Source organism: Curtobacterium sp. 18060, from assembly GCF_902706105.1.
Lineage (GTDB): Bacteria > Actinomycetota > Actinomycetes > Actinomycetales > Microbacteriaceae > Curtobacterium.
Window position 1 is genome coordinate 18,759 of sequence record NZ_CACSJV010000024.1, and the last position, 11,538, is coordinate 30,296.

General features: G+C 70.7%; 11 protein-coding genes. 6 read left to right on the forward strand and 5 right to left on the reverse strand.

Annotated elements, in window-relative coordinates:
* Positions 1–18 precede the first annotated feature (18 nt).
* The gene (gene nadA, locus GVL05_RS12200; RefSeq protein WP_123338800.1) at positions 19–1,290 is read right to left on the reverse strand and encodes a quinolinate synthase NadA; all 1,272 of its coding nucleotides are present in this window, start codon (positions 1,288–1,290) and stop codon (positions 19–21) included.
* Between the two features lie 8 nt (positions 1,291–1,298).
* On the reverse strand, positions 1,299–1,997 hold the full coding sequence (locus GVL05_RS12205; protein WP_111084339.1) for an NUDIX domain-containing protein: 699 nt from the start codon (positions 1,995–1,997) through the stop codon (positions 1,299–1,301).
* 166 nt (positions 1,998–2,163) lie between these two features.
* Here GVL05_RS12205 and GVL05_RS12210 point away from each other — a divergent pair, with 166 nt between their 5' ends.
* From GVL05_RS12210 to GVL05_RS12220, 3 genes are all read left to right on the forward strand, one after another.
* Complete coding sequence (locus GVL05_RS12210; protein WP_228504877.1) at positions 2,164–2,445, forward strand: acylphosphatase; 282 nt, start codon at positions 2,164–2,166, stop codon at positions 2,443–2,445.
* Positions 2,446–2,582: 137 nt separating this feature from the next.
* The gene (locus tag GVL05_RS12215; protein WP_159573296.1) at positions 2,583–4,064 is read left to right on the forward strand and encodes an MDR family MFS transporter; all 1,482 of its coding nucleotides are present in this window, start codon (positions 2,583–2,585) and stop codon (positions 4,062–4,064) included.
* A gap of 41 nt (positions 4,065–4,105) precedes the next feature.
* Complete coding sequence (locus GVL05_RS12220; RefSeq protein WP_159573297.1) at positions 4,106–5,353, forward strand: FAD-binding protein; 1,248 nt, start codon at positions 4,106–4,108, stop codon at positions 5,351–5,353.
* Positions 5,354–5,422: 69 nt separating this feature from the next.
* Here GVL05_RS12220 and GVL05_RS12225 read toward each other — a convergent pair whose 3' ends face one another.
* Positions 5,423–5,917 carry a 2'-5' RNA ligase family protein gene (locus GVL05_RS12225; RefSeq protein WP_159573298.1) on the reverse strand — a complete coding sequence of 165 codons (495 nt, stop codon included), beginning with the start codon at positions 5,915–5,917 and terminating at the stop codon, positions 5,423–5,425.
* Positions 5,918–6,063: 146 nt separating this feature from the next.
* Here GVL05_RS12225 and GVL05_RS12230 point away from each other — a divergent pair, with 146 nt between their 5' ends.
* Genes GVL05_RS12230 through GVL05_RS12240 form a run of 3 tightly spaced genes read left to right on the forward strand, consistent with a single transcriptional unit; the run spans position 6,064 to position 8,761 of the window.
* Positions 6,064–7,017 carry a MetQ/NlpA family ABC transporter substrate-binding protein gene (locus GVL05_RS12230; RefSeq protein WP_123292037.1) on the forward strand — a complete coding sequence of 318 codons (954 nt, stop codon included), beginning with the start codon at positions 6,064–6,066 and terminating at the stop codon, positions 7,015–7,017.
* The gene (locus tag GVL05_RS12235) at positions 7,017–8,093 is read left to right on the forward strand and encodes a methionine ABC transporter ATP-binding protein (protein WP_159573299.1); all 1,077 of its coding nucleotides are present in this window, start codon (positions 7,017–7,019) and stop codon (positions 8,091–8,093) included. The genes GVL05_RS12230 and GVL05_RS12235 overlap by 1 nt, the downstream gene beginning before the upstream one ends.
* A gap of 50 nt (positions 8,094–8,143) precedes the next feature.
* Positions 8,144–8,761, forward strand: a complete 618-nt coding sequence (locus GVL05_RS12240; protein WP_111084480.1) for a methionine ABC transporter permease — start codon at positions 8,144–8,146, stop codon at positions 8,759–8,761.
* Positions 8,762–9,120: 359 nt separating this feature from the next.
* Here the strand turns inward: GVL05_RS12240 and GVL05_RS12245 are convergent, their stop codons facing one another.
* Together GVL05_RS12245 and GVL05_RS12250 are read right to left on the reverse strand one after the other, a co-directional pair.
* Positions 9,121–9,897, reverse strand: coding sequence for an endonuclease/exonuclease/phosphatase family protein (locus tag GVL05_RS12245; RefSeq protein ID WP_111084345.1), 777 nt, complete (start codon positions 9,895–9,897; stop codon positions 9,121–9,123).
* Between the two features lie 152 nt (positions 9,898–10,049).
* Positions 10,050–11,459 (reverse strand): MFS transporter, encoded by a 1,410-nt coding sequence (locus GVL05_RS12250; RefSeq protein ID WP_200849218.1) that lies wholly within the window; start codon positions 11,457–11,459, stop codon positions 10,050–10,052.
* Positions 11,460–11,538: the final 79 nt, after the last annotated feature.

The following is an 11,538-nucleotide window of genomic DNA, read 5'->3' on the forward strand; positions in this document are numbered from 1 at the left end:
CGGGCTCGGGCTCGGGGCTCAGCCGCGGGGCTTGGCCGCGAGCATCCGCTCGAGCGCGACCTTGGCGTCGGCCTGGACCTCGGCGGGGACGACGATCTCATTGAGGACCTCGCCGCGCACCAGTGCCTCGAGCACCCAGGCGAGGTAGCCCGGGTGGATCCGGTACATCGTCGAGCACGGGCAGACGACCGGGTCGAGGCAGAAGATCGTGTGCTGCGGGTACTCGGCGGCGAGCCGGTTCACCATGTTGATCTCGGTGCCGATCGCGAACGTCGTCGGTTCGGTGGCCGCGGCGACGGTCTTCCGGATCAGGTCGGTGCTGCCGGCGTGGTCGGCGGCGTCGACGACGGCCATCGGGCACTCGGGGTGCACGATGACCTGGACGCCGGGGTGCTCGCGGCGGGCCTGGTCGATCTGGTCGACCGTGAAGCGGCGGTGCACCGAGCAGAAGCCGTGCCAGAGGATGACCTTCGCCGCTTCGAGGTCGCTCGTCTCGTTGCCGCCCAGGGGCTTCCGGGGGTTCCACATCGGCATCAGGTCGGTGCTGATCCCCATGGCCTTGGCGGTGTTGCGACCGAGGTGCTGGTCGGGGAAGAACAGCACGCGCTGCCCACGCTCGAACGCCCACTCGAGCACCGTCGCGGCGTTCGAGCTGGTGCAGACGATGCCGCCGTTGCGCCCGCAGAACGCCTTGAGGTCGGCGGCGGAGTTCATGTAGGTGACGGGGATGACGGGCACCCGGCCGTCGGCGTCGGGCTCGGTGCCGTAGACGGCGGTCAGCTCGGCCCAGGCGGCCTCGACGCTGTCGATGTCGGCCATGTCCGCCATCGAGCAGCCGGCCGCGAGGTTCGGCAGGATGACGCGCTGGTCGTCGCGGGCCAGGATGTCGGCGGTCTCGGCCATGAAGTGCACGCCGCAGAACACGATGGCCTCGGCGTCGGGCTTCGTCAGCGCCGCGTTGGCGAGCTGGAACGAGTCACCGAGGAAGTCCGCGTGCCGGACGACCTCGTCGCGCTGGTAGAAGTGCCCGAGGACGACGACCCGGTCGCCGAGCGTCGCCTTCGCCCGCTCGATGCGCGCGTGCAGCTCGTCGGTCGGCGCGGTCTTGTACTCGTCCGGCAGCACGCCCTGCCGCGGTGCGCTCGTCGGGATGACGTCGGTCATCGACGAGCCCGGGCCGTACCCGGGCCGGGAGTCGAAGTCCCACGTGGGCATGGCGAGGTCGGGCGTGCAGGTGCTGCCGCCGGCCTTGCCGTTCGAGATGAGGTCGATGGTCGTCGCGATGGACACGGTGGTTCCTATCGGTTCTGCGGTCGTGTGCCCTGCTGCAGCGGGCCGTTGTCCGCGTAGGCCAGGTCGGGGTTCGAGCGGTACAGCCGGGCCGGACGGTGCCGGCCCCCGCTCGTGGTCTCGTCGGTCGGCAGGATCGCGTCGGTCTTCTCGACCTGCCGACGGAAGTTCGCGGGGTCGAGCGCACGCCCGAGCACCGCCTCGTACACCCCGCGCAGCTCGGCGAGGGTGAACCGGTCCCCCAGGAAGGCCTGGGCGATGCGGGAGTACGACATCTTGGTGCGGAGCCGCCAGAGCGCGTACTCCACGATCCGGTCGTGGTCGAAGGCGAGCGGCGGGTGCTCATCGGCGAGGAACCAGCGGACGTTCCAGTCGTCCGGCACGACGTTCGCCTCGTCCGGGTGCACGAGCGCCCAGTACACGATCGACACCACCCGGCTCGGTGAGCGGCCGACGTCGCCGAACGCGTAGAGCTGTTCGAGGTAGCGGGGCTGCACGTTCGTCGTCTCGCGCAGTCGGGCCGCGGCGGAGTCCTCGAGTCCCTCGTCGACGCCGACCCAGCCGCCGGGCAGCGCCCACGACCCCTCGAACGGTTCGGCGACCCGGCGCACCAGCGGCATCCACAGCGCCGGCGCCCCGGTGTCGGGGTGCGGGCGCAGCGCGACGATCACGGTCGAGACCGCGACGCGGATGCCTGCTTCGTCCATGGTGGACCTTAATGTCATTCTGACTCGAAGTGTTCGGGTTGCGATGACACTATCACCGCTTCGCGGTGTGTTGCGCCCGCAGGCGGCTCCGGGTCGTCACGAACCGGAAACAGATCGTCACGAGGCCGAAAACTCCGGGAGGCCCCGCGTGGATACGGTGAGGATCATGACGACGGTGACGAGGATGCATGCCGTGGTGTCGGGGACCGTCCAGGGGGTCGGATTCCGGTACTGGACGGCACGGAAGGCCGACGGGCTCGACCTCGTCGGGTACGCCAGGAACCTCTGGGACGGCACCGTCGAGGTCGAGGCCGAGGGGCCGTCGGTCGCGGTCGAGACGTTGATGGAGTGCCTGCGGAGCGGGCCGCCGTCGGCCACCGTGACGGACGTCGAGTTCCGGCCGGTCGTGCCGCACGGCGACGCCGACGGGTTCGCGATCCTGCACTGACCCGGTCGCACCGACCGTTCACGTGCGGATGTCGGTGCGGAGCGGAGCGGAATAATCGAATCCACTCAGGCGGTTGCCCTGTCTGCGCGTCCTGCGCTACCTCGTTCCACCAGTCGTGATCCACCAGGAGCTCCCGCATGACCCAGGCCGTCGATTCCGCCCCCCGCACGGGAAGCGTCTCGCAACCGACCGCTGCCGAGACCCGACTCGTGATCGGGCTGCTGCTCGTCTCCGCGTTCGTCGTCATCCTCAACGAGACGATCATGGGCGTGGCGCTGCCGCGGCTGATGGACGACCTCGACATCAGTGCGGCGACCGGGCAGTGGCTGACCACGGGCTTCCTGCTCACCATGGCGGTCGTCATCCCGATCACCGGGTTCCTGCTGCAGCGGTTCAACACCCGCCCCGTCTTCGTCTGGGCGATGGGCCTGTTCTCGGCCGGCACCCTGATCGCCCTGCTCGCACCCGGGTTCACGCTGCTGCTCGTCGGCCGCATCGTCCAGGCCAGCGGCACCGCGATCATGATGCCGCTCCTGATGACGACGGTGCTCACCCTCGTCGACCCGGCCCACCGTGGCCGCATCATGGGCAACATCTCGATCGTCATCTCGGTCGCGCCGGCCATCGGCCCGACGATCTCCGGGCTCATCCTCAACGCGTTCGACTGGCGCTGGCTGTTCGGCTTCGTCCTGCCGATCGCGATCGCCGCGCTCATCCTCGGCATGGTGAAGGTCCGCAACGTCTCGACGCCCCGCCGGGCACCGCTCGACGTGTTCTCGGTGATCCTGTCCGCGTTCGCGTTCGGTGGGATCGTCTACGGCCTGTCCAGCATCGGCGAGGCCGGCACCACCGGCCTGTTCGTCCCGGTCACCGCGCTCGTCGTCGGTGCCGTCGCCCTGACGGTCTTCATCCTCCGTCAGACCCGACTGCAGCGCACCGACAGTGCCCTGCTCGACCTGCGCACCTTCCAGACCCGCGGCTTCACCGTCCCGATCGTCGCGATGGCGCTGAGCTTCATGGCGATGTTCGGCACGCTCATCCTGCTGCCGATCTACCTGGAGCGCGTCCTCGGGCTCGAGGTCCTGAACGTCGGACTGCTGCTGCTCCCCGGCGGGCTGCTCATGGGGCTCCTCTCCCCCATCGTCGGGCGCATCTACGATCGTCGCGGACCGCGCGTGCTGCTCATCCCCGGCTCGATCATCGTCAGCGCGGTGCTCTGGGCGCTCTCCACGGTCGGCGTGGACACCAGCGTGTGGTTCGTCCTCGGGGCGCACGTCGTGCTGAGCATCGGCCTGGCGCTCACCTTCACCCCGCTGTTCACGGCGGCGCTCGGTGGCCTGCCCCCGAAGCTCTACTCGCACGGCAGCGCGGTCCTCGGCACGGCGCAGCAGCTCGCCGGAGCCGCCGGCACCGCCCTGTTCGTCACCCTGCTCACGATCGGCGCCGCCACGGCAGCGACCGGCGCGGGTGCGGACGCCGTGGCCGCTGCGACCGCCTCCGGTGTGAAGACCGCGTTCCTGGTCGGCGCGGTGATCTCGCTGTTCGGCATCCTGGCATCGGTCTTCGTCACCCGTCCGGCGGTGCCCGAGGGCGCACCGACGCCCCCGCCCGCGCACTGACCGCGGTGCCGCCCACGGGTCCACGTGGCATCGTGGGCGGCATGCGGTCGACGGCGAGCGAACTGAACTGGTCCGGCACGGTCACGTACACGGCCGAGCAGGTACTCCGACCGGGCTCGATCGACGAGGCAGCCGAGGTCGTCGCACGCTCCCCGCGGGTGCACGGGCTCGGCACCCGGCACTCGTTCAACGACTCCGCCGACGCCCCGGGGGTCCTGCTCGAACTGACCGCGGTCCCCACCGACCTGGTCGTCGACCCCGAGCGGCGGACGGCGACCCTCGGAGCCGGCACCCGGTACGGCGTCGTCGCGCCCGACCTCGACCGCGCCGGGTTCGCGCTGCACAACATGGGGTCGCTCCCGCACATCTCCGTCGGCGGCGCGGTCGCCACCGGCACCCACGGCTCCGGCACCACCCTCGGCTCGTTGACCACCGCGGTCCGGTCCCTCGAACTGCTCGGCCCCGACGGTTCGCTCCGGACCGTCGACCGCACCGACCCGGCGTTCCCCGGCACCGCCCTGCACCTCGGGCTGTTCGGCGTCGTGACCCGGGTCACGCTCGACCTCGAACCCACGTACCGGATGCGGCAGGACTCGTACGGGCCGTTCCCGTGGAGCACGTTCACCGACCACGTCGCCGCAGTCCACGCCGCCGGGTACTCGGTGTGCGCCTACACGGTCTTCGGCGACGAGATCAGCGAGGCGCTCGTGAAGTCCCGGGTCCCCGACGGCGCCGACGACACCGCCGTGCCGGACGACCTGTTCGGCGCTCCCCGGCTGCCCGGCTCCCCCGGCGACGGCCACCACACGGCGCGCGACGGCTCGGTGGGCCCCTGGTGGGACCGGCTGCCGCACTTCCCCATCGAGTCCGTGCCGAGCCACGGGTCCGAGGTGCAGAGCGAGCACTTCGTCCCGCTCCGGCACGCGGCGGCGGCGCTCGACGCCCTACGCTGGCTGGCCGACCGCATCCAGCCGCACCTGCACGTGTGCGAGCTGCGGACGATGGCGGCCGACGACCTCTGGCTGAGCCCGACCCAGGGCGAGGACGTGCTCTGCATCGCGTTCACCTGGCAGAAGCACCCGGAGGCGGTCGCCGCGCTGCTGCCCGACCTCGAGGCGCGGCTCGCACCGTTCGACGGGCGACCGCACTGGGGCAAGATGAGCTCGCTCGACGGCGACGCGATCGCGGAGCTGTACCCGCGGGTGGCGGACGTCCGTGGGCTGATCGCACGAGCCGACCCGGACCGGACGTTCGCATCCGCGTTCGGCGAGCGGGTGCTGCGGGCCTGACCCGCGCCTCCAGTCCGACGCTCCTGCGCACCTGCGCACCCGCGCCCCGGTGCCGGTCCGCAGCGTGCGTCAGCGCAAGCGGGTGACCACCTTCGCACCCCCGTCCCAGTGCCGGAGACCGCCCACGGTGAGCTCCTCGGGCAGGGGCCCGTCCGCAGCGAGGACCCGGAGCGCCGCCGGCAGGTCGACGTCGCGGATCCGCCGAGCGAGGGTGACGTGCGGCGCCCACCGACCGGGCAGCGACGAGTCGACCGAGCCCGGAGCGGCGGCGTCGACCGCGCGGTGGAAACGGGCCAGTGGCTCGTCGACGACCACGCCGAGGCCGAGTACGTGGCGACCGGGGCCGGCGGGGAAGAGCAGGACACCGGCGACGCGCAGGGCCTCGGGCACCGCGACGTCGAGGTCCGTCGGAACGGGAACGGCCTCGCCGGCCACGAGGGTGACGTGCGGGTCGTTCGTGCCCGAGTGGCCGAGGCTCGGCAGTTCCACGGCGACGAGGGTCTGCCAGAGTGCCCGGACCGCCGCGTCCGAGGGGCCGTCGAGGACGAGTTCGATGCTGCGCACGTACCGAGTGAACCAACGCACCCCGTGACGGCGATGTAACACGGCGGAACGGAACTCGCACCGGGGACCCGCTCCCGTCACACTCGACTCCACGCCGCGGACCACCGCGGCTCCCCCGCACAGCACGGCCCACGAGGAGCACCAGCATGTCCGCAGCCCCCGCACTGCCCGAGAAGCCGAAGGGCAAGCGCCCGATCGGCTGGATCGTCGCCGCCGTCATCGTCGTCGTGGCGATCGTCGTCGCCGTCATCGTCGGAGTCGTGCGCTCCGGTGGTGACAGCGGTGGCGCTGCCGCCGGTGACGCTGCGCCGAAGACCGTCACGATCGGTGTCTCGGACAAGTCGCTGCCCTACTGGAACACGTACGTGAAGGCCGCCAAGGAGCAGCTCAACGTCACCGTGAAGCTCCAGAACTTCTCGGACTACTCGCTGCCGAACCCTGCGCTCAAGGACAAGCAGATCGACATCAACCAGTTCCAGCACATCCAGTACCTGGCGAACTACAACGTCACCTCGGACGACGACCTGCAGCCGATCGGCGCGACGGCCGTCTACCCGCTGCCGCTGTACTCGACGAAGGTCTCCGACGTCGCGGACTTCGAGGACGGCGCGAAGGTCGCGATCCCGAACGACGCCATCAACGAGGCCCGTGCGCTCCTGGTCCTGCAGGCCGCTGACCTGCTCGAGCTCAAGGACGGCGGCAACGCCTTCTCGACCACGGCCGACATCACCTCGCACAAGGTCGACGTGCAGACGCTCGACGCCTCGCAGACCGCGAACGCCCTGCAGCAGGGCTCCGTCGAGGGCGCGATCGTCAACGTGAACTACGCCACCTCGGCCGGGCTCGACACCAAGGACGCGATCTTCCAGGACGACCCGAAGAGCGCCTCCGCCGCCCCGTACGTGAACGTCTTCGCCGTCCGCGACGCCGACAAGACCAACAAGACGTACCTCGACCTGGCGAAGCTGTTCCAGGACGACGCCGTGCAGAAGGTCTTCGCGAAGGACTACCCGGACGCCGTCCCGAGCGACGAGAGTGCCGCCTCGCTGCAGAAGGAGCTCACCACGGTCGAGTCCGACGCGAAGGCGGCAGCGGAGTAGTGCCGGTCCTCGTCGAACTCCGCGGCGTCTCGAAGCACTACCGCCGCGCCGACACCGGCGAGACCGTGGTGGCCGTCGAGGACGTCTCCCTGGACGTGCACCAGGGAGAGGTCCTCGGCGTCATCGGGTACTCCGGTGCGGGCAAGTCCACCCTGGTCCGTCTGGTGAACGCCCTCGAGCTCCCCAGCTCCGGGACCGTTACCGTGGCGGGCAAGGAACTGACGGCGATCCCCGAGCGGGATCGCCGTCTGGCGCGTCGCAACATCGGGATGATCTTCCAGCAGTTCAACCTGTTCCGGTCCCGCACCATCGCCGGCAACGTCGCGTACCCGCTCAAGGTCGCCGGTGTGCCGAAGGACGAGCGGGACCGTCGCGTGGCCGAGCTGCTCGACTTCGTCGGGCTCCTCGAGCGCGCCCACGCCTACCCGGAGCAGCTGTCCGGCGGTCAGAAACAGCGCGTCGGCATCGCGCGGGCCCTCGCGGCGTCGCCCGACCTGCTGCTCGCCGACGAGGCCACCAGCGCCCTCGACCCGGAGACCACGTCCGAGGTGCTCGGGCTGCTCCGCCGGGTGAACAAGGAACTCGGCGTCACGATCATCGTCATCACGCACGAGATGGACGCCGTCCGGCAGATCGCCGACCGCGTCGCCGTGATGGAGCAGGGTCGCGTCGTCGAGGTCGGGGACGTCTACGACGTGTTCTCCGCGCCGAAGACGGGTGCTGCGCAGCGGTTCGTCCGCACCGCGCTGCACGACCGCCCCTCGGTCGACACGCTCGCTCGCCTGCGCGAACGCCACCCCGGTCGTCTGGTGACCGTGCAGATCACCGACGAGGCCGGGCTGCAGAACCGGATCGACGCGGTGTTCCGGTCGGCAGGGGTCACCGCCGAGCTCGTGTACGGCGGGGTCGGCGAGATCCGCGAGCGCCGGATCGGTTCGCTCACGTACGAGCTCACGGCCGGCGGGGTCGCCGACGCCGGTGCTGGTGCTGGTGCTGGTGCACCGGACGCCATCGACCGCGCCGTCGCCGCCCTGCGCGCCGACGGGGTCACGACCGACGAGGAGGCAGCAGCGTGAACAACTCGTTCCAGAGCGTGATCGACACGTTCGACGTCTTCCTCGCCGCCATGCGCGACACCATCGTGATGTCGCTCGTGTCACTCGTCATCGCCGGCGTCATCGGGCTCGCCCTCGGGCTGCTGCTCTACGCGACCCGGCCGGGCAACCTGCTCGGCAACCGCACCGCGTACACGATCATCAACGTCGTCGTGAACCTGGTCCGGCCGATCCCGTTCGTGATCTTCCTCGCCGCGATCGCCCCGCTGTCGCGCGTCGTGGTGCAGACCACGATCGGCGTGCCCGCGGTGACCTTCGCGATCTCGTTGGCAGCGGCCTTCGCGGTGTCGCGCATCGTCGAGCAGAACTTGCTCGCGGTCGACCCCGGCGTCGTCGAGGCGGCTCGCGCGTCGGGTGCGCACCCGATCTCGATCCTGCTGACCGTCCTGATCCCCGAGGGCCTCGGGCCGCTCATCCTCGGCTACACGTTCATCTACATCGGCATCGTCGACATGACGGCGCAGGGTGCGTTGATCGGCGGCGGTGGACTCGGTGAGTACGCGATCACCTACGGATCGCAGCGGTACGACTGGTGGATCGTGTACGTGTCGGTCGCGGCGATCGTCGTCATCGTGCAGCTCGGCCAGTTCGTCGGCAACCGGCTGGCGCGCGCGACCCTGCGTCGCTGACGCGGAGGCGCCGCTCGCGGCGCGGCGCGTCGCGGGCTCGCGACTCCCCGCTCACGTCCGCCGAGTGGTCACGACGTGTCGCTCGGCGGAACGCTGGCCGACAGTTCGTGACCACGCGACGGCGGGCGCGGCGCGTTTCGCCGCCTCGCCATGTGCCGTGGCCGCAACCGCCTGGAGGCCCGGTGCCGGTACACGAGACCGGCACCGGGCCTCCAGTGCGTTGCCGGCTCCACCGGCGCGCCCAGCGTCGCCCGCCGAGCGGTCACGACTTCCCGCCGTCGCCCGCGGAGTGGTCACGACGTGTCGTCTGCCGGACCGCCGGCCGACACTTGCTGACCACTCGACGACATGCTCGCGGGTCAGGCGGCCGGCGACTCCACGGTCTCGATCGTGCCGGTCGCTCCGGGGTGCTCGTAGTGCGCGCGCACCAGGATCGGACGGTGGTCGGAGATACCCGCCGGCAGGGTCTCGACGCCGGCGATGTGCAGCCCGACGCTCGTCGCGAAGTCGAAGTGGCCCGTGAACTTGCGGTACCGCAGGTACGTCGGCTGGTCGGACAGCGACAGTGCGAACCCGCCCTGCTCGATCTTGCGACGCAGGTTCGTCTGGAACCAGGGGTAGTTGAAGTCGCCGACCATGACCGCGGGGACGTCCTTCGCGAGCTCGCGGAGGAACTGGTGCGCCGCCTCGATCTGCTTGCGACGCAGGGAGTTCGTCGCGGTCAGCGGTGAGGCGTGGAACGAAGCGACGACGACCTCGGCGTCGGCCTCGGTGTCGCGCAGGTGCATCGCGATGAGCCGTTCGTGCGCGGGTGCGAGGACCCGGTCGTGCAGGGACTTCTGCAGCGAGTGGATGCTGAAGTCCTGCACCTCGAAGCGGTCGTCGCGCTTGTAGATGGCGAGCCCGAGGCGGTTCGTGCGGGTGGACGCGGCGAGCGAGAGCCCACCGATCGACGGGGCCAGGTCGTTGCTGTCGCACTCCTGCACGCAGAGGACGTCGGCGTCGGAGGCCTCGGCCAGGGCGGCGAGTTCACCGTTCGCGGTGTGCTCCCGGAGGTTGTAGCTGACGACCCGGAGGGCAGTGGGCGGCACGCCTGCGTCGGTGGCGATCGTGCTCTGCTGTTCTGGCGCGGCCATGCTGCCTTCCTGTCCGGGTGGTCCGGGTCACCCTGCCGCGGCAACCGTACTCGGCGTTCGCAAACGGATGCTGAGACTGTAACGCCTGTCGGGTTTCGCGCGTGTGACCGTGACGGAAACGGACAGTCATGGGCCGCGCAGAACCGCCCGGGTCAGGCGCGGACCCGGCGGGCGGGGCGGACGGTGTCCCCCGCTGTGCGGCTCATCAGGATGCCCTCGACGCACGCGACGGCGAGCAGCGCCGCGATGACCCAGAACGCGACGGAGTACGGGCCGTCGCCACCGAGACCGCCGGCCGCGCGGATCACGACCGCGGCGACGGCGACGCCGAACCCGGCGGCGGTCTGCTGCAGCGTCGACGAGAGCGTGTTCGCCGGGGTCATGTCGGCCTGCTCGACGTCGGCGAAGGCGATGGTGTTGTACGCCGTGAAGCCGACGGAGCGGGCGGCGCCGCTGACGACGAGCAGGACCGCGAGCAGCCAGAACGGGGTGTCCTCGGTCATGAACGCCATCGCGACGACGGTCAGCGCCGCGATCGCACTCGACACGATGATCACCGGGCGGTAGCCGAACCAGCGCAGGAACGGCGTCGTCATCGGCTTGATGCCGAGGTTGCCGACGAAGACCCACAGCACGGCGGACCCGGCGAGCACGGCGCTCCAGCCCCAGGCGTCCTGGAACAGCAGCGGGAGCACGAACGGCACCGCGGAGACCGCCAGGCGGAACAGGCTGCCGCCGGCGTGCGACACCCGGAACGTCTCGAGCCGGAACGCCTCGAGCCCCATGATCGGGTGCGGTGCCCGGCGGAAGTGCCGGATCGCGAACCAGCAGCAGACGGCACCGACGACACCGGACACCACGACGGCCAGGACCGGGATGACGTCGAGCGCGAGCAGCGACGCCATGACGACGAGCGACCCGAGGCCGAAGCACGCGAGCAGCGACCCGAACCAGTCGAACGGCACACGCTGCGCGGCGCGCTCCTGCGGGACGAGGACGAGCGCGGCGACGAACGCGATGACGCCGAGCGGGATGTTGATCAGGAAGATCCAGTGCCACGTCAGGGTGTCGACGAGCACGCCGCCGATGAACGGGGCGATGATCGGCGCGGCGAGGGCGGGCCAGGTGAGGATCGCGATGGCGGTGACGAGCTGCTCGCGGCCGGCGCTCCGGAGCACCACGAGCCGGCCGACGGGCACCATCAGCGCGCCGCCGAGCCCCTGCAGGATGCGCCAGAGCGTCAGGTCGACGAGGCCGGTCGACATCGCGCAGAGCGCCGATGCGATCGTGAAGAGCGCGATCGCGCCCGCGAAGACGGTGCGGGACCCGATCCGGTCGGTGAGCCAGCCCGAGACGGGGATGAACACCGCCAGGGTGACCAGGTACGCGGTGATCGCGACGCCGACGGCGGCCGAGTCGACGCCGAGGTCGCGTCCCATCGCGGGCGCCGCCGTCGCCAGGATCGTGCCGTCGAGGAGCTCCATGAAGAAGGTCCCCGCCACGAGCACGGCGACCGCCGTGCTGCCCGTCCGCCGTCTGGGTGTCGTCATCGTCGTCGCCATGTCGCGTCAAAGGCTATGCCCGGTGCCGGGTCGCGAGGGGATCGTGTCAGGAGGTTCCGCGATCGTGTTGTGCATTGCA